Origin of the sequence: Pseudoalteromonas sp. GW168-MNA-CIBAN-0100 (assembly GCF_040309225.1) — a bacterium.
GTDB classification, from domain to species: domain Bacteria; phylum Pseudomonadota; class Gammaproteobacteria; order Enterobacterales; family Alteromonadaceae; genus Pseudoalteromonas; species Pseudoalteromonas arctica.
This window is the reverse complement of the sequence record NZ_JBEOOL010000010.1, coordinates 121,410-139,955: the sequence shown is the minus strand read 5'-3', so window position 1 is coordinate 139,955 and position 18,546 is coordinate 121,410. Positions and strand designations below refer to the sequence as shown.

18 protein-coding genes are annotated in these 18,546 nt (G+C 39.4%); 14 read left to right on the top strand and 4 right to left on the bottom strand.

What is annotated here, in order from left to right:
* The first annotated feature begins 164 nt into the window (after positions 1 to 164).
* Positions 165 to 845, top strand: coding sequence for a tRNA-uridine aminocarboxypropyltransferase (locus AAEY62_RS08490; RefSeq protein ID WP_350634799.1), 681 nt, complete (start codon positions 165 to 167; stop codon positions 843 to 845).
* A 10-nt stretch (positions 846 to 855) separates the two neighbouring features.
* Here AAEY62_RS08490 and AAEY62_RS08485 read toward each other — a convergent pair whose 3' ends face one another.
* Positions 856 to 1,371 (bottom strand): hypothetical protein, encoded by a 516-nt coding sequence (locus AAEY62_RS08485; RefSeq protein WP_350634798.1) that lies wholly within the window; start codon positions 1,369 to 1,371, stop codon positions 856 to 858.
* Positions 1,372 to 2,308: 937 nt separating this feature from the next.
* Between AAEY62_RS08485 and AAEY62_RS08480 the strand changes: the two genes are divergently transcribed.
* From AAEY62_RS08480 to AAEY62_RS08465, 4 genes are read left to right on the top strand one after another with little or no spacing between them, the layout of a single operon-like run.
* On the top strand, positions 2,309 to 3,313 hold the full coding sequence (locus AAEY62_RS08480; RefSeq protein ID WP_290294091.1) for a Fe(3+) ABC transporter substrate-binding protein: 1,005 nt from the start codon (positions 2,309 to 2,311) through the stop codon (positions 3,311 to 3,313).
* Positions 3,313 to 4,944, top strand: coding sequence for an ABC transporter permease (locus tag AAEY62_RS08475; RefSeq protein ID WP_165727150.1), 1,632 nt, complete (start codon positions 3,313 to 3,315; stop codon positions 4,942 to 4,944). The genes AAEY62_RS08480 and AAEY62_RS08475 overlap by 1 nt, the downstream gene beginning before the upstream one ends.
* Positions 4,945 to 5,994, top strand: a complete 1,050-nt coding sequence (locus AAEY62_RS08470; RefSeq protein WP_350634797.1) for an ABC transporter ATP-binding protein — start codon at positions 4,945 to 4,947, stop codon at positions 5,992 to 5,994. It begins immediately after the preceding gene.
* 48 nt (positions 5,995 to 6,042) lie between these two features.
* A complete protein-coding gene (locus AAEY62_RS08465; RefSeq protein ID WP_024590635.1) occupies positions 6,043 to 6,942 on the top strand; it encodes a Dyp-type peroxidase in 900 nt (299 codons plus the stop codon).
* Between the two features lie 7 nt (positions 6,943 to 6,949).
* On the opposite strand, the gene argR is transcribed toward AAEY62_RS08465, so the two are convergent.
* Positions 6,950 to 7,417: a transcriptional regulator ArgR gene (gene argR / locus AAEY62_RS08460; protein WP_002957753.1), complete on the bottom strand. Its 468-nt coding sequence runs from the start codon at positions 7,415 to 7,417 to the stop codon at positions 6,950 to 6,952.
* 225 nt (positions 7,418 to 7,642) lie between these two features.
* Between argR and mdh the strand changes: the two genes are divergently transcribed.
* Positions 7,643 to 8,575, top strand: a complete 933-nt coding sequence (gene mdh, locus AAEY62_RS08455; RefSeq protein ID WP_007586102.1) for a malate dehydrogenase — start codon at positions 7,643 to 7,645, stop codon at positions 8,573 to 8,575.
* A gap of 86 nt (positions 8,576 to 8,661) precedes the next feature.
* Here mdh and ispB read toward each other — a convergent pair whose 3' ends face one another.
* Positions 8,662 to 9,633, bottom strand: a complete 972-nt coding sequence (gene ispB, locus AAEY62_RS08450) for an octaprenyl diphosphate synthase (RefSeq protein ID WP_007586099.1) — start codon at positions 9,631 to 9,633, stop codon at positions 8,662 to 8,664.
* A gap of 422 nt (positions 9,634 to 10,055) precedes the next feature.
* Here ispB and rplU point away from each other — a divergent pair, with 422 nt between their 5' ends.
* The 7 genes from rplU (at position 10,056) to AAEY62_RS08415 (ending at position 14,801) form a co-directional block, all read left to right on the top strand.
* A complete protein-coding gene (gene rplU, locus AAEY62_RS08445) occupies positions 10,056 to 10,367 on the top strand; it encodes a 50S ribosomal protein L21 (protein ID WP_002957748.1) in 312 nt (103 codons plus the stop codon).
* Between the two features lie 16 nt (positions 10,368 to 10,383).
* Positions 10,384 to 10,641, top strand: coding sequence for a 50S ribosomal protein L27 (rpmA, locus tag AAEY62_RS08440; protein WP_002957747.1), 258 nt, complete (start codon positions 10,384 to 10,386; stop codon positions 10,639 to 10,641).
* Between the two features lie 140 nt (positions 10,642 to 10,781).
* Positions 10,782 to 11,939, top strand: coding sequence for an Obg family GTPase CgtA (gene cgtA, locus AAEY62_RS08435; RefSeq protein ID WP_010553337.1), 1,158 nt, complete (start codon positions 10,782 to 10,784; stop codon positions 11,937 to 11,939).
* A gap of 73 nt (positions 11,940 to 12,012) precedes the next feature.
* A complete protein-coding gene (gene folA, locus AAEY62_RS08430; protein ID WP_024608315.1) occupies positions 12,013 to 12,504 on the top strand; it encodes a type 3 dihydrofolate reductase in 492 nt (163 codons plus the stop codon).
* Positions 12,505 to 12,582: 78 nt separating this feature from the next.
* Entirely contained in the window at positions 12,583 to 12,960 is a 378-nt protein-coding gene (locus tag AAEY62_RS08425; protein WP_024608314.1) for a DUF3718 domain-containing protein, read from the top strand.
* A gap of 294 nt (positions 12,961 to 13,254) precedes the next feature.
* Positions 13,255 to 14,139, top strand: coding sequence for a UTP--glucose-1-phosphate uridylyltransferase GalU (gene galU, locus AAEY62_RS08420; RefSeq protein WP_350634796.1), 885 nt, complete (start codon positions 13,255 to 13,257; stop codon positions 14,137 to 14,139).
* A gap of 188 nt (positions 14,140 to 14,327) precedes the next feature.
* Positions 14,328 to 14,801: a peroxiredoxin gene (locus AAEY62_RS08415; RefSeq protein ID WP_007586078.1), complete on the top strand. Its 474-nt coding sequence runs from the start codon at positions 14,328 to 14,330 to the stop codon at positions 14,799 to 14,801.
* A 104-nt stretch (positions 14,802 to 14,905) separates the two neighbouring features.
* On the opposite strand, the gene AAEY62_RS08410 is transcribed toward AAEY62_RS08415, so the two are convergent.
* Positions 14,906 to 17,032, bottom strand: a complete 2,127-nt coding sequence (locus AAEY62_RS08410) for a S8 family peptidase (RefSeq protein ID WP_350634795.1) — start codon at positions 17,030 to 17,032, stop codon at positions 14,906 to 14,908.
* A 328-nt stretch (positions 17,033 to 17,360) separates the two neighbouring features.
* On the opposite strand from AAEY62_RS08410, the gene AAEY62_RS08405 reads away from it, so the two are divergent.
* Positions 17,361 to 18,545, top strand: coding sequence for a BaiN/RdsA family NAD(P)/FAD-dependent oxidoreductase (locus AAEY62_RS08405; RefSeq protein ID WP_350634794.1), 1,185 nt, complete (start codon positions 17,361 to 17,363; stop codon positions 18,543 to 18,545).
* Position 18,546 lies beyond the last annotated feature (1 nt).

Below are 18,546 nucleotides of genomic sequence, written 5' to 3'. Positions count from 1 at the left end.
TTTTGTATCTAGTTGTTCTAAATAAAAAATTTTTAACGACGTTATAGTGCAATTTAATTCGTTAAATTGATCAAAGATTTATGCAGGTTGGTATGGCTATAAATATAAGATTAAATAGCGATAAGTCGTTACAATGCGCGCTTAATTAATTGAAGGTAAATACAGTGAAAAACTCAGTTTTAGCATTACGCGCTCAACAAATAAGTGAATCCCGTCGAGAGTTTAATGCTCGAGGCGGTAAATTAGAACGCTGTGAGCAATGCTTAATAGCTAAGCACTACTGTATTTGTAAAGGTGTTGAGCATGCAGATTGTAAAGCAGCTGTGTGCTTATTAATGTATCACAATGAAAGTTTTAAACCTTCTAATACTGGGCGCTTAATTGCTGAAATAGTGCCAGATAACCACGCATTTAGATGGGATAGAACAGACCCAAACCCCGCTCTTTTAGCTTTGATAAGCGATTCACAATATCAGCCAATGGTAGTATTCCCTGCTGAAGATGTAGAAGAGGGCAGGGCCATTACCGAAATAAGTATTGAAGAGGGTAAAAAACCGCTATTTATATTTTTAGATGGTACCTGGCGTGAAGCTAAAAAAATGATTCGCAAAAGCCCATACTTAGATAACTTGCCTGTACTTTCTGTTACTGCTGATAAACTATCTGATTACCGATTACGTGTTGCCCCTCATGCGCATCAACTAGGCACTGCTGAAGTGGCTATTATGGTGCTAGCGCTTGCGGGAGAAATGGATGCATCTTCTAAATTAGAACAGCATTTTATTAAGTTTCGTGATGCGTATTTGCTTGGTAAGCGCAATAAAGGCCGACCGCTAGAAGAATAGTTTTACGCAGTTAAGCGAAAGCTTGCTGCTCTTTTAAGTGAGCAAGTGCTTTATTTTGAATTGCTCTGAAGCCTTCTTCAGATGTTAATTGTAAAACCGTATTATATAATTGGCTTACGCTATTGTGAGCCGGAATAAACGAGGTGCAGTCCTCACCAATCATATCCTTAGCCTCTTCGACTCGCTTTAAAAAGTAACAGCTAATATCGGTTTTTCCCTTAAAGTGAGTAGTCGCAATAGCGTTTGCTATTCTATTAAGCTGATAACTAAATTCATCAGGTCGAGAACCCTCACCCCATTTACTAATAGAAATATCGCTTTCTAACTGGATAATTACGTTAAGTATGTTTTTAAACTCACTCATTGGCATATTTAAAAAGTTATAACCTTTGGGGCTAAATAAAGCTTTATACGGATTTTTGTTGGGAGTTTGGGCACTAAAAACACCAATTGGTTTTGCTGTACTTGCGTCTGATACTTTACATAAAAAGGTATTGCTTTGCGGCATTTTAAAATTCATATCCATTGAGTATTTATGATCCTTGCGTTACTTAGTTATCGGCGCAATTAATGAAAAACTTAGCGAAATTTAAAATATTAATAAAGTATTTGAAGGTATTAATATTGATTAACTGGGATGCAGTATTACCCTGCAAAAGTTAGTGGTAGTTGCTTAGAGCTTTACTAAACCCAAATTTTAGGCAAAGAAAAGCGCGCTCTATCTCTAGGCGCGCTTGCGGAATCTTCTAATTTTCTGCATCCTGCAATTGAACTTAATCAACTCCAATTTTTACTAATCCATGTTTATTACTATATTACTTTTTAGTTCTATGTAATGTAGACCATCCGGGCCTGTATCCTTAAATTCCTAAACATCCTGTAGGGTAAATACTATTACCAAATCCTTAATTACACTTCCTAGTGTATCCCTATTTTAACCAATCCATTGTGTTGCCTTAAAGGCCTGTCCATTTATTCCTTAAACATCCTGTTAAACAACTTAGCCGTGTTGTTATCCTTTTCGCATCTTCCTGACGCTGTCCTTTTTACAACATTGCGTTGTGATACTCATCCTGAGCCTGTCCTAAAATCCGTGTTGTCCTGGTAACCTAATCATTGGTTGGTTGAGTAAGCAGTCCATTACCTTTTACTCAATAAGCGTCATTGCTTGGTTGGTGCGTAAATTATAGTGCAATAGAGCAACTAAAATAGGGATAAAACTACATTCAATTAGTATTTACGCAATAGTAATAATGTGAAAGCTCAATTAATACAGGTGCTTAGGTTGTTTTTGTGTGTTTTTTATCTTGATTTTTACTCATTAGCTGTCACATCCGTGAGACATCTCTTACACTGCATTTCCTTTTTGGGCGTTATTTACATATTTACATTTATTTAAAGTGTGCACTTTTTGAATGAGCGCGGTAGAATTCGATGATAATAACAATTATTTAGGTGAAATAATGAAGACAGTATTTACACTTGTTTTAGGATTAGCAGCATCGGCACCAGCCTTTGCAAGTGACGTTGTTAATATCTATTCTTTTCGTCAGCCGTTTTTGATTCAGCCAATTTTAGAAGATTTTACAAAACAAACGGGAATAAAAACCAATGTTGTTTTTGCTAAAAAAGGGTTAATTGAGCGTGTTAAACGTGAAGGTAAACATAGTAAAGCCGATTTAGTATTAACCTCTAATTTTAGTGCGCTTATTCAATTAGAAGATTTAAAATTAACACAAACTATAAAAAGTGACAGTGTAAATAATAACGTGCCTGCAGCTTTTCGTGACGGTGATGGCCAATGGGTCGCGCTTACTAAGCGAGTTCGTAATGTGTATTCATCAAAAGAGCGAATTGGTGCGTTACCTAAGCTCACTTATGAAGATTTAGCAGATCCTAAATACAAAGGACAAATTTGTACGCGTTCTGGCAAACATCCATATAACTTAGGTTTAGTGGCTTCTATGATTGCACACCATGGTGAAGCGCAAACCAAAGAGTGGCTTGAAGGTGTTAAGGCTAATTTAGCACGTAAACCTCAAGGTAACGATCGTGCTCAAGTTAAAGCCGTTAAAGAAGGTTTATGTAACTTGGCATTAGGTAATAGTTACTACCTTGGTAAAATGCTAGAAGATAAAGAACAAAAAGGTTGGGCTGAGGCCGTAAATATTAACTTTCCGAATCAAACTAATCGTGGCTCACACATAAATGTTTCGGGTGCGGTTATTACCAAATATGCTAAAAACCCTGAAAATGCATTAAAGCTCATAGAGTATATGACCGACGGTAAAGCACAAAACATGTATGCCTCATTAAATATGGAGTATCCAGTTAAGTCGGGTGTTGAACTATCAAGTTTGGTTGCGTCTTGGGGGAGTTTTAAAGAAGACAGCTTGCCACTTGATGAGATTAGTAAATATCGTCCGTTAGCACTTAAGCTAATTGATGAGGTGAAGTTCGATCTTTAATGACTAATAAATTTAAGCTGTCTAAATGGCAGCTCTTTGCGTGGTCGACTGGCTTAATTCTATCGGCCCCGTTGTTTTTTCTTCTTTTTGAATCTCTACAAGGTAGCTCTGAGGTGTTTTCTCACCTGTGGGATACCGTGCTTTGGGATTACATAACCAATACCGTATTGCTTGTTTTAGGTGTTTGCGTCCTTAGCTGCGCCATAGCTTTGCCACTTGGATGGCTAACGGCTTACTGTAGTTTCCCGGGTAAAAAACAGTTTGAATGGGCACTTATGCTGCCCCTTGCTATGCCCACCTATATTATTGCCTATGTATACACTGATTTATTAGATTATGCGGGCCCGGTGCAAATAGCACTGAGAGAATGGTTTGGCTGGCAATCGCCTAATGACTATTGGTTTTTTGATATACGTACATTACCCGGCGCCATCGTTATGATTGCCTTGGTGCTTTATCCGTATTTATTTTTGATTTTTAAAACGGCTCTTCGCGAGCAGTCATTCAAATTAGTACAAGCTAGCCAGTTAATGGGGTTATCTCCTTGGCAAAGTTTCTTTAAAGTAAGCTTAGTACTCTCTCGTGGGGCTATTGTGGCGGCTCTTGCGCTTATAAGTATGGAAACCATGGCTGACTTTGCAACAGTGAGTTATTTTGCCGTAAGTACATTAACGACTGCCGTATACGATACGTGGTTTGGTTATTACTCACTTACAGCGGCAGCTAAAATATCGGGTGTGATGTTATTACTGTTATTTTTAGCATTAATGGCAGAGCGCTTTAGTCGTCGTAACCAAGCGGTATTTGAGCGCCAATCAAGTGTAAATAGTGAATCTCTCTATGTATTAAAAGGAAAGTCAGCTTGGCTCGCAACGGCATTTTGCAGCTTTATTTTATTTATCGCGTTTGTAATCCCTATTGCAGTACTTATAAATTACGCCATTACCTACTTTGATAAAGCATGGAATGTAGAGTTTTTTAGTTACGCTTGGCAAAGTTTAAAAGTGGCTGGGGTTGTGAGCCTAATAACGATTACGTTGAGTATTTTTGTCGTTTTTTATCAGCGTGTGGCAAAGCAAACGTATCCGCTTATTCCTGGGCGTTTAGCAAGCACAGGATATGCGTTGCCTGGCACAGTACTCGCTATTGCGGTTTTATTACCGCTTACGTTATTAGAGAACACCATTAACACAGCGCTCGAGCCGTATAATTTAGATATTGGCTTGCTGCTTACAGGTAGCATTCTTACTATTATTATTGCTTATATTGTTAGGTTTTACGCCATTGCACACGGAGCAATTGAGTCGAGTTTTTTACGTATTAGCCCATCACTTGATATGGCAAGCCAATCAATGGGTAAAAGCCAAGGACAAACACTGCGTTTAGTGCACCTACCTTTACTGCGAAGAGGATTGCTTACTGCTGCGTTATTGGTATTTATTGAGTGCATGAAAGAACTGCCGGCTGCGCTATTGCTCAGACCGTTTAATTTTGAAAGCTTAGCTACTCATGTATTTCAGTATGTGAGTGACGAGCAGTTAGAGCTTGCTTCAATATCGGCATTATTTATTGTTATTGTTGGGTTTATTCCTTTGTATTTTATTAATCGTTCTATGGAGCAGCGTAGTTAAATGAGTAGTTTAATTTTACAAGGAGTGAGCTATCACTATAACGGCACAAAGGTTATTCACGATTTAGATTTAACAGTAGGTAAAGATGAAATTGTTTGTCTACTCGGAGCGAGTGGGTGCGGCAAAACGACCACGTTAAAAGCGATTGCAGGTTTAATTGAAGCTAAGCAAGGGTCTATTTTTATAGACGGTAAATTAGTGAGTGATGAGCAATCGTTTGTCTCGCCTGAGCACCGTAACATCGGCATGATGTTTCAAGATTATGCATTGTTTCCGCATTTAACGGTAGCAAATAATATCGCATTTGGGCTTAGTAAAATGAGTAAAGCTCAAAAGCAGCAACGCGTAGATGAAATGCTTAAGCTGGTACATTTAATTGGCTGTGCTGACAGGTTTCCGCATCAGTTATCGGGTGGCCAACAGCAGCGTGTAGCTATTGCTCGTGCATTAGCTTATAAACCTAGTTTATTGCTACTTGATGAACCCTTTTCAAATATCGACACACAAGTACGCTTTGAATTAATTGCCGATATACGTCGAATTATTAAGGCAACCCAAGTATCTGCTGTGTTTGTTACACATTCAAAAGAAGAGGCGTTTGCCTTTTCAGATACACTTGCCATTATGCATCGCGGTAAAATTGAGCAACAAGGCACGCCTGAGCAGCTTTTTGCAGCTCCATGTTCAAAGGAGGTTGCAGAGTTTCTGGGTCAAGGCATATACTTGAGCGCAGAAGTATTAACAGCAACTGAATACAAAACGCCATTTGGTTTAGTCGAATCTTATATTGAGAGTAAGCATGACGTAAGCGTAGGGCTTATATATGTACGTCCTCATCAAATAGAATTAGTGGCAGATAACCAAAGTGACAAACTCAGTAAGCGAGCTACAATCATAAGTCGTCGATTTATTGGTTCGGCGTATGTTTATTCGGTTGTTATTGATAAACAAGAAATTGAAGTTGCTGCACAATATGGCCAGTCATTTGAAAATAATGAACAGGTTATAATAAAAATAAAACCTCACACGGTGAATTTTTTCGAATCGTAATTAATTTGTTATTCGCTGTGTTTTTATCTGTAAAACTAAGGAATAACAATGGCGCAAGCGCAATCAGGGATTTGTGCTGAAGCAAACTTACACGGTTTGCACTTATTTTTTAATGTGTTTGATGGTCAAGATGAATCACTTCGCGCAAAGTTAAAACAAGTAAGCGCTATTGAAGAAGAATTTAGCGATCAATTTTCAGAATCAATGCTCTCTTGTATGGTTGCTATTGGTGCGCAATATTGGCCGCATATCCTCCCTGAATACATCCCAAGCGAATTACAGAGCTTTCCTAATATAAACCATAGCGATCATCAAATGAGCGTACAACCGTGCGATTTATTTGTGCAAATTCGCTCTGATCGTGAAGACGTTAACCATTTATTTGCGCTGCAAATTTTAAAACTATTTGCCCCCGATGTTGAGCTGGTGGAGCAAATTCGTAATTTTCGCTTTTTAGATGGTCGTGATTTTAATGGTTTTATTTATGGTGGCGACACCGCACATGGAAGAAAAAAGCGCGCTACGGCTTTAATTAGTAACCCTGGCAATTTTGAAGATCAGGGGAGTTATATTCATGTACAGCGTTATAAGCATGATTTAACTATGTGGCAGCACTTATCATTGAGCGAGCAAGAACAAATAATGGGACGTACGCGCCTTGATAACACGCTAATTACCCCTGCGATTGAAACCAGCCATGCTTCGCGAAGTGAGCTAAAAGACGAAGACGGACAACCGCTATTATTAAATCAGAGCATGCCTTATGGCGATGTGTATGAGCAGGGAATGTTATCAATTACATGCTCTTGTACGGGCACCGCATTTGAAAAAGTACTTAATAGTCGTTTAGGGGAAGGGGATTGTTACGACCACTGGCTTGATTTTACTCAAGCCGATATGGGTTCTGCTTTCTTTGCGCCTTCAGTCGGGTTTTTAAAACAAATTTAGTTTGCTATTAAACCGTATCAAATAAAATGCGAACACGTTCAAGTGTTACATCTATTTCAGATATTTTAGCAGGAGCGATAAAAATAGTATCGTCGCCTGCAATTGTTCCTAGTACGCCATCTGCTTTACCTAATGAATCTAATAAACGAGCGATAAGCTGAGCGGCGCCTGGACTGGTACGAATAATGATCATCATTTCGTTGTGCATAATGTCGATTACTAATTGGCGTAATGGGCTTTTAGCCGTAGGTACACCCATTTCAGCAGGTAAGCAGTAAACCATTTCTTGTTTGGCGTTACGTGTGCGTACAGCACCAAATTTACTTAACATGCGCGATACTTTACTTTGGCTTATATTGTCAAAGCCTTGATCTTTTAATGCATCAACTATTTCGCCTTGAGAGCCAAAATTTTCTTCTTTTAATAGTGATTTAAATGCTTTTACCAGTGCTTCTTGTTTATCTTGTGGTTGCATAGTCTTTATTCGTTTTTGTTATTTATGCCGCAAATTCTACACAAAAATGAATAATTATGCAGCAGTTGTTTAGTTAACTTGCCAGTTTGATGCGTTAAATCACAAAAGTTTACGACTATGGTCGAAAATATACTTGAAATAGACAGGATAAATTTGTTTTTAGTCGCTAATTTCATTATCTTAAGAGCCACAAATGTTTCCTACCTCAAATTACGGAGAATTCCAATGAAAGTTGCTGTATTAGGTGCTGCAGGCGGTATCGGCCAAGCGTTGTCTTTATTATTAAAAACAGGCTTACCAGCTGGCTCTGAATTATCACTTTATGATGTTGCACCAGTAGTACCAGGTGTTGCGGTTGACCTTTCTCACATCCCAACAGATGTTAAAGTAGCAGGCTTTGGCGCAGACGAATTAAACAAAGCGCTTGAAGGCTCTGACATCGTTCTTATCCCAGCGGGTATGCCACGTAAACCAGGTATGGATCGTGCTGATTTATTTAATGTAAATGCTGGTATCATCAAAACTTTAGCAGAAGGCATTGTTGCTAGCTGTCCTAAAGCGTTAGTAGGTATTATTACTAACCCAGTAAATGGCACAGTTCCAATCGTTGCTGAAGTATTCAAAAAAGCAGGTACTTACGACGCTAAACGCGTATTCGGTATTACTACGCTTGACGTTATTCGTTCAGAAGCATTTGTTGCTGAACTTAAAGGCGTAGACGTAGCAACTGTGAAAGTACCAGTAATTGGTGGTCACTCAGGCACAACTATTCTTCCTCTACTTTCTCAAGTTGAAGGTGTTTCTTTCACTGATGAAGAAGTTGCTGCACTTACTCCACGTATCCAAAATGCGGGTACTGAAGTTGTAAATGCTAAAGCAGGCGGTGGTTCAGCTACGCTATCTATGGGTGCTGCTGCAGCTCGTTTTTGTATGTCTTTAGTTAAAGGCCTACAGGGTGAAGAAGTTGTAGATTACGCTTACGTTGCTGTTGAAAATGGCGATGCAGAGTACTTTGCACATCCAGTACGTTTAGGTAAAAACGGCGTAGAAGAAATTCTTTCTTACGGCGAACTAAGCGCATTTGAAACAAAAGCAAAAAATGACATGCTTGAAACACTGAAAAAAGACATCAAAGAAGGTGTTGATTTCATGGCGTAATAGCCAAAGTAGAATAACAAAAAAGCCTGCATTTGCAGGCTTTTTTATTGCTCAGAATTAATTTCACACTGTGTAACTAGTTAAAACTAGTGGTCGCGGTCAACCGCAATACGAGCAAGGCTTATGAGTGCTTGCTTATAGTCAGACTCAGCTAAAAAGTCTAAACACGCAATAGCTTTGTCAGCTTCAAGCTCTGCTTTTTGCATTGTAAATTCAAGCGCATTAGTTTGCTTTAGTGCCGATAGAATGTCTTCTAAATGCTCCATACCATTACTATGCTCTATCGCATCACGAATAAGCTGCGTTTGCTGCTCGCTACCATGTTGCATAGCATAAATAAGTGGAAGCGTTGGTTTGCCTTCAGCTAAATCATCACCAATGTTTTTACCCAACTGCTCAGCATCTGCATTGTAATCGAGTACATCATCTACTAGCTGAAACGCAGTACCTAAATGCATACCATATAGGTTTAGTGCATCGAGAGTAGTTTGGTCTTGCTCAGTAATAATGGCAGCAAGGCCTGTCGCTGCTTCAAACAACTTAGCTGTTTTAGAGTAAATAACCTGCATATAACTGGCTTCGGTCGTATCTGGGTCGTTGCAGTTCATTAACTGCAATACTTCACCTTCAGCAATAATGTTTGTTGCATCGGCAAGTACTTGCATAACCTGCATTTTTCCAAGGCCAACCATAAGCTGAAATGAACGAGTGTAAATAAAGTCACCAACCAATACGCTAGCAGCATTACCAAATTCAGCATTTGCTGTAGGTGTGCCACGTCGTAAGTTTGATTCATCTACAACATCATCATGCAATAGCGTTGCTGTATGAATAAACTCAACAATTGTTGCAAGTGTTATGTGATCTTTACCCTGATAACCGAGCGCTTTGGCTGCTAAAATCGCGAGCATTGGACGAACGCGTTTGCCGCCACTGCTAACTATATATAAACCAAGCTGATTAACTAACGCCACATCTGAGCGCATTTGCGCATGTATAAGTTGATTGACGTCATTCATATCGCTTTCGATTAACGCCTGGATAGCTTTTATATCCATTGATCTCCGAGCCAATTTTTATGTGTGAACGGCGCAGATTGTACAACAAAAAATGCACTAGCTCGATATTTTGTGACGATTGATTGAAAAAACACTATTAAAGTACTTAATTTAGACTGAATTAGCCAAGATAACTGATTAATTGATAATCAATATACAGTTTATGGTGTGCTTAGATATTAAGCTGTGAGGGTCATATTTGAGTACATTAATTTATTTCGACTAAGAGTTAAAAAGCGCTTGGCAAAAGGGCTAATTAATATAAAATGGGGTAAATATTGAATTGCTCTCAAAGCAGCTACTTTTTATTCATTTTAATTACAAAATAGGCTTGCTAGTTATTTCGCGTTAGCGTAAACTTCGCGCCCTATCGAAGAATATTTTAGTTGCGCCGATTTGAGGGTGCACAGACGGAGTTAATTATGTACGCGGTTTTCCAAAGTGGTGGTAAACAGCATCGTGTGACTGAAGGTCAAACGATTCGTCTTGAAAAATTAGACGTTGAAACTGGTGCGGCAGTAGAATTTGATTCAGTACTTTTAGTTGCTGATGGTGAGAAAATCGAGATCGGTGTACCGTTCGTAAACGGTGGCAAGATAACAGCTGAGGTTGTTTCACATGGTCGCGGTGAGAAGATTAAGGTTGTTAAATTTAGACGCCGTAAGCATTCTCGTAAGCAAATGGGCCATCGTCAATGGTTCACTGAAGTTAAAATCACTAGCATTAGCGCTTAATTAGAGGTACTTAGAAATGGCACATAAAAAAGCAGCTGGTAGTACTCGTAACGGTCGCGATTCAGAAAGCAAACGCCTAGGTGTTAAGCGTTTTGGTGGCGAATCAGTTCTAGCGGGTAGCATCATTGTTCGTCAGCGTGGAACTCGTTTCCACCCTGGTACTAACGTAGGTATCGGTAAAGACCACACTATCTTCGCAAAAGCAGATGGTAAAGTTCAGTTTGAACAAAAAGGTCCTTTAAACCGTAAATACGTAACTATCGTAACTGAGTAATCAGTAAGGTAGTTAAAAACCCCGCCTTTGCGGGGTTTTTTGTTTTGTAGTCAGTCAAAATATATACCCAAGCCTGCATTTGTGTTGGCTTGGGTATATAATAGAGTTATTAAACAAGCCAATCCCTAAAGTGAGTAATCATGAAGTTTGTAGATGAAGTAGAAATTCGCGCAGAAGCTGGAGACGGTGGCAGCGGCATCGTGTCTTTCCGTCGTGAAAAATATGTTCCAGATGGTGGACCAGACGGCGGTGACGGTGGAGACGGTGGTAGTGTTTATCTACAAGCTGATGAAAACTTAAATACCCTAATTGATTATCAGTTTGAGCGCTTTCATAGAGCTGAACGTGGTACTAACGGTCGTAGCCGTAACTGTACAGGCCGAAAAGCCGATGACTTATTTGTTATGGTGCCTGTAGGCACGCGCATCATGGATGTTGATACCCAAGAGGGACTTGGCGACTTAACTCAAGATGGTCAACGAATTTTGGTTGCAAAAGGTGGTTTCCACGGCTTGGGGAATGCACGTTTTAAATCAAGTACTAACCGAGCACCTCGTCAAAAAACATTGGGCACACCCGGTGAAGTACGTAACTTAAAGTTAGAGTTACTATTATTGGCTGATGTAGGCTTACTAGGATTACCAAATGCAGGTAAATCTACGTTTATCCGCAGTGTATCTGCAGCAAGACCAAAAGTAGCTGATTACCCATTCACGACGCTTATTCCTAATTTAGGTGTGGTACGTCCTGAAGCAAATAAATCATTTGTTATAGCCGATATTCCGGGTCTAATTGAAGGTGCATCTGATGGTGCAGGCCTAGGTATTCGCTTCTTGAAGCATTTAGAGCGTTGTCGTGTGTTATTGCACATTATTGATGTAATGCCGGTAGATGGTTCAAACCCTGTTGATAATGCATTCTCGATTATTAACGAGCTACACCAATACAGTCCTAAATTAGCTGAAAAACCACGCTGGTTAGTGTTTAATAAAATAGATTTATTACCAGCAGATGAAGCAAAAGCGCTATGCGAAGCGATTGCAGAAGAGCTGGGCGAAACTGAAAATATTTATCACATTTCAGCAATTAATAAACTTAATACTCAACCTTTAATCCACAACATAATGACACTACTTGATAGCATGCCTAAAGAGAAGTTTGTACAAGTTGAAGATGAAGAAGTTGAATTCAAGTGGGATACCTATCATGAAAAAGCCACTAAAGGTAAAGGCAATGATGATGATTGGGACGACTGGGATGAAGATGATTACGACGTAGAAGTTGTCTACGAGCGTTAATTAAATAGAATTTATTAAAAAGGAGCTTATGCTCCTTTTTCTTTGTTTAAGAATAAAGTACTAGGTGTTTATTATGATAATTTCAATGATTGCAGCAATGGCAAATAACCGTGTAATTGGCCTAGATAATAAAATGCCATGGCATTTACCAGCGGATCTTCAGCATTTTAAAAAAGTAACTACGGGTAAACCTGTGATCATGGGTCGTAAAACTTTTGAGTCAATAGGCCGTCCTTTACCTGGGCGTCGTAATATTATTATTACTCGAAACAGCGAATATTCTGCAGAGGGTATTGAAACTGTAACCACCCCAGAGGATGCATTAAATCTAGTTTGTGATGTAGAAGAAGTGATGATTATTGGTGGTGGTAATATTTATGAGCAATTTTTACCGAAAGCAGATCGCTTGTATTTAACTTTTATTAATTTAGATGTTAATGGCGATACGCAGTTTCCTGATTACAACAAAATCGCAAATTGGAATATAAAAGAAGAGCAAGAAAACCTTCCAGATGATAAGAACAAATCTAGTTATAAATTCGTAACTTTATATAAAGAACATTAACATTATTGCGTAATTTTTGATAGATTGATATAATATTCGATAGTCTATGTAAGAACAAAGTATTATAAAGGGTTTGTCATGTTTAAATTACCAAAGCTAGTTGCACTTACTGCTGTTGTCGCTGTAAGTTCGTTGTCGTATACAGCACCAGCAAATGCTGAAGATCAATTAGCGGTATCTATTTGTGAGTACATTGCTGCTGATGATAAAAACCGATTACGTAGTAAGCTTAAAAGCTCTCGCGTAAAAATTCGTAATATCTACGATGCAGTACAATGTAATGGTAATAACTTACTACGTCATGCCGTTGCGAGTAATGCAGTAGATACAGGTGAGTATATAGTTAAAAACTTATCAAAAAGTGCTTTAACAGATGGTGCCGACATTGCTTGGGCTGAAGGCAACTTTGCCAGCTCACCACTTATTGCAGTAATTAAAGATCGCGCTGGTCTTTAATCATAAATAGATTTTACAGCTCTACTTCCAATAAGTATTGTTGAAAAATTGATTGGTCTAGGTTTATTATTAATAACAAACCTAGACTTGTTTCTCTTAGCTAATCTAATCTCACTTCCTAACAAAATTATTAATAAGTTCACTATTTACCTATCTATTTTATATTCCCAAAGTGTAGAGTCTTCACTTTAAAAGCAGCTTCAAATTTACTTCTTCAAAAGAGGTAACTTTATTCAGCTGGTATCTATTTTGTATCTGCTAGTTTATTTACAAACTTAATCACTAAGGATAGATATGAAAGCTGTAATTCCAGTGGCTGGCTTAGGGACAAGAATGCTCCCTATGACAAAAGCTATTCCAAAAGAAATGCTCCCTATAGTCGATAAACCACTTATCCAATATATTGTCAGCGAATGTGTGTCTGCTGGTATTAAAGATATTGTATTAGTGACGCATAGCTCTAAAAACGCAATCGAAAACCATTTTGATACAAGTTATGAGCTAGAAGCTACTCTTGAAAAGCGTGTTAAACGTGCTTTATTAGATGAGATTCGCTCTATTTGTCCGCCTGACGTAACTATTATGAGTGTTCGCCAAGGTGAAGCTAAAGGGCTAGGGCATGCTATTTTGTGTGCTAAGCCAATAGTAGGTGACGACAACTTTGTAGTGCTCCTGCCAGATGTGATACTTGATGCTTATACTGCCGATCAAGAAACTGAAAACTTAGCGGCCATGATTAAACGCTTTAAAGAAACTCAAGCAAGTCAAATAATGCTTGAGCCAGTAGCTAAAGAAGACGTTAGTAAATATGGTATTGCTGATATAAACGGTGTTGAGTTAATGCCAGGTAGAAGTGCTGCAATTAAAGCGATGGTTGAGAAACCTGATGCAGACTTAGCACCTTCAAACCTTGCTGTTGTAGGGCGATATGTACTGAGTAAGAATATTTGGCCTCTACTCGCAAAAACGACTGTAGGTGCTGGCGGTGAAATACAACTTACAGACTCTATTGACGCATTAATGGCGCAAGAAACCGTTGAAGCATTTCATATGAGTGGTCGCTCTCACGATTGCGGAGATAAGTTGGGTTATTTAAAAGCAATTGTAGAGTACAGCATGCGGGATAAAAAGTTAGGTAATGACTTTTCTCGCTTTATAAACGATTTGAATTTACCTTAACTACAGAGCAATAAATTTTATGAAAACTATAGAAGCTAAAATAGTTTTCATAAAATGTAGTGAACTCAGTCTATAAACCTTTGCTAGACTACCCTGAGTTACTAAGTTAGTTACACTTTACCTACACTGTAATAGGTTACGTAGTATGATTGTTACTTATTCTGTATTGATCTTTTAAAGGAACCACCATGATTGAGCAAGGCCAAGAATTACCATCGGTTACGTTAACGCAATTAACTGACGACGGAATGCAATCTCTTACAAATAAAGAGTTGTTTGAAGGTAAAAAAGTCGTGTTATTTGCAGTGCCAGGTGCATTTACACCAACGTGTTCAAATGCACATCTACCTGAATTTATTACTCTTGCTGATAAAATTAAAGCAAAAGGTGTTGATGCTATTTACTGTGTATCTGTTAATGACGCATTTGTTATGAAAGCATGGGGCGACTCGCAGAACGCGCAAGAAATTACCATGCTTGCCGATGGCGATGGAAGTTTCACTAAATCGTTAGGGCTTGATAAAGATACCGCTAGTTTTGGTGGTTTACGTTCAACGCGTTACGCTATGATTGTTGAAAATGCAGTAGTAACTGGTTTATTTGTAGAGCAAGACAAAGAGTTTGTTGTAAGCCGCGCAGAATCAGTACTAGAGAAGCTATAACAGTAATAAAGTGTAGGTTCTAGCTTTAATTAATCAGCTACTTACTATTTAAAAACCGATGTTGGAAACAACATCGGTTTTTTATTTACGGCTCAAACTTTAAATTACGGTTGGTATTGTCCGCTAAGTGTTAAACCAGAGAAAGTGCTATAAGCGTTAACACTCAAGTGCCAAGTACCTGCTTGTGGATTGGTAAATGTACATGTTTCTGCGTTGCCATTTTTATAAGGGCGACAATCGTACGTAGTGGTTGTTGGTTGGCTGCCATATTTTACAAATAAGTCTGCATCGCCACTTCCACCCGACGTTGTTACTGTAAACGTACTCATTCCTGCAGGTACATCTAACGTGTAATGTTTCCACTGACCAGTATTGGCTGTCACATCGCTTATAGTGCCGCCGCCAGCTTGTGGAGTGCCTGTACCGCCACCAGACGATGAACCACCAGTAATATTACCTACCAAGCTCACAGCTGAATACGCAGAGTAGCCGTTAAGCATTACGTGGTAAGTGCCTGCTGTAGGGTTATCAATAGAGCACTCTTCGCTATTACCGCCTTTATAAGGGCGACAGTCATAGGTAGTAGTTGTAGGTTTACTGCCCGCACGTACGTATAAATCAGCATCACCAGTACCACCACTCATAGTGAATGTTACGTTAGTTGCACCGCTTGGTACGGTCATAGTGTAAAACGCTTGTGCATTTGCAGCCCCACTTAAACCTGTTTTAGCTTCACCATTAATAAGCTCGCTATCACCGCCTGTAGGCGGAGTAGTGTCGCCACTTGCTGCTGCAACAGCTGCGGCTGCATCAACAATACCCGTACCACAGCTAGTACATGTAGCAGGGAATGAACGGGTTGTTGATTTTAAAATACTTTCTATTTCGTCAGGCGTTGCATCTGGTTTTGCTTGCTTAATAAGTGCCGCAACACCTGCTACGTGAGGCGCAGCCATTGATGTACCTTGCGAATAACCGTAGCTGTCGCTTGAAGGTGTAGACGAACCTGAATTGTAAGTTGATAGAACACCTTCAGAGTCGTTTGCAAAACTTTGCGCGCCACCCGGTGCCGCAACATCAATATTGCTACCGTAGTTTGAGTAATAAGCTCGACCGCCATTACGACCTACTGATGCTACGTTTACTACACCATTACAGTTACCTGGGTTGTAGTTTGCTGAGTTATCGTTATCGTTACCTGCAGCAATAACTACCACAGTGCCGTTACTACGCGCGGTGTTAATTGCATTTTGAGTTGTCGAGCTACATGAACCGCTGCCACCTAAACTCATATTTATTACATCTGCAGGGTTTGAGTTAGCAGGAATGCCTGAAACACTTCCGCCAGATGCCCAAATAATACCGTCTGCAATATCAGAGGTTAAACCACCACACTTACCAAGTACACGAACAGGCACTACTTTTGCGTTATAAGCTACGCCTGCAACACCTTCACCGTTATTGGTTACCGCAGCAACTGTGCCGGCTACGTGCGTGCCGTGCCAGCTAGAGTTTTGTGCACCGTTAGTACCACATTCATTCGCAGCAACTGCATCACCAGGATCACGTGCATCGCTATCGCGACCACCGCCATCGTTAGCTACCGATAGGTTAGAGATCATATCGTAACCCGGTAAAATGTTAGCATTTAAATCGGCATGTGGGCGGTAACCCGTATCTAGTACAGCTACAACTACACCGCTACCCGTTGCGGTATCCCATGCAGTAGGTAAGTTTAAACCACCGGCTTGCTCGTAGTAGTGCCATTGGTCATCAAAGCGTGGATCGTTAGGAGTTGAAAACGGCTTTAACATTTGATCCACTTCAATGTATTCAACATTGCCTGAATCAACCATTTCTTGCATAAACTCTTGGGCCTCTGCCGCACTTAATTTTTTATCAGCACGCATTACGTGGTGGTTATTAAGTGCCATTGCACGAATATATTTTGCTTTTACTTTGCCTTTTTTAGAAGCGAAGTTTTTAACAAAGCTTTGTGCGCGCTTTTTCATGCTAGACGGGCTTGCGTCAGCAGTTGAAAAGCTCGCCATTTCGTTATTATTTTTATATTTAATAATGAACTGAGTTTCGAAACTGCCTTGGCTTTGTAGTTTAGCCGATGTTTCAGCCATTGAACTTGAAACTGATTGAGCCATGCCAGATGTTGCTGCAAAAAGCGTACTAACTGTAATTGCAATTGCGCATCTTTTAAAAGTTTTACTAGTTGTCATAATTATCCCTAGATTTTTATTTATTATTTCGTGATATAAGATCACGATGCGGGAACAAAAGTAAACGATCTGTTAACTAGGTTAAAATATCAATTTATTATGTACCTCTTTCATTTAGTTATAACCCAGGTTTTTAGCGGTTTACTCGTTGTTTAGTATTTGTCATATAAATTAAAAATAAGCATAAAGGGTTGTTTTATTGTGGGGGTAATTATTCCCTACTTATTACTGATGTGTTTTTGTTGTGTTATTACTAATAATTCAAATGCTGCGTTGTTAGCTATTAAACTTTGCTATAATCGAGCAAATTTTTTAATGAGATAAATAAATGACCCAAGTAGATGTAATTGTAATAGGTGCGGGAGCAGCAGGATTAATGTGTGCAGCGCAAGCTGGATACCGTGGCCGAAGCGTTACAGTACTTGATATGGGGAAAAAACCAGGTCGTAAAATTTTAATAAGTGGTGGTGGGCGTTGCAATTTTACAAATGAAAATGCAACCCCGGATAACTACTTATGCACAAACTCTCATTTTGTTAAATCATGCTTAAGTCGTTATACACAGCATGACTTTATTGAGCTGGTGGACAGACATGGCTTGGCGTATCACCATAAAACACTAGGCCAGCTTTTTTGCGATAACAATGCACAAGACATTGTTGATATTTTACTAACAGAATGTGAGTGGGCCGGAGTAAATATAAAGCTACGCAGTGAAGTGATCAGTGTATCAAAAACCGAAACCGGCTATAGCGTTACCACAGAGCAAGAAACCTTAAGCTGTGAGTCGTTAGTTATAGCATCAGGTGGCTTAACCATGCCAAAACTAGGGGCTACACCAATAGGTTATAAAATTGCAGAGCAGTTTGGCTTAAGCGTGTTACCAACTATGGCTGCACTTGTGCCGTTTACTCTGCATCAGCATGATAAAGAGCGTTTTGAAGGGCTTTCGGGAATTAGTATTCCATGTGAAGTTTCAAGCGAAGACGGCACCGTATTTAAAGAAAATATCCTCTTTACTCACCGAGGGTTATCGGGCCCTGCAATATTGCAAATAAGCTCATTTTGGCGAGCAGGGCAGGCTGTAACTATAAACCTATTACCTGAAATTGATTTAAGGCAGCAACTTGCTGATTGGCGAGAAACGCAAGCCCAAAAGTCCTTAAAAAATAGCCTTGCGACTATTTTACCTAAACGCTTTATAGAAATACTGCACGAAAGCAAAGCGATACCAGATTGTAATATTAATCAGCTTACCCATGCTCAAATAGATGAGCTGGTAAATTATATTCATGCGTGGCAAATAAAGCCTAATGGGACCGAGGGCTATCGTACTGCTGAGGTAACTTTGGGCGGTGTAGATACCGACGAGTTGAGCTCAAAAACCTTTGAAGCTAAAAAAGCTAAAGGCCTATACTTTATAGGCGAAGTAACTGACGTAACGGGTTGGTTAGGGGGCTACAATTTTCAGTATGCGTGGAGCTGTGGATTTGCTTGTGGGCAGTGCGCTTAAG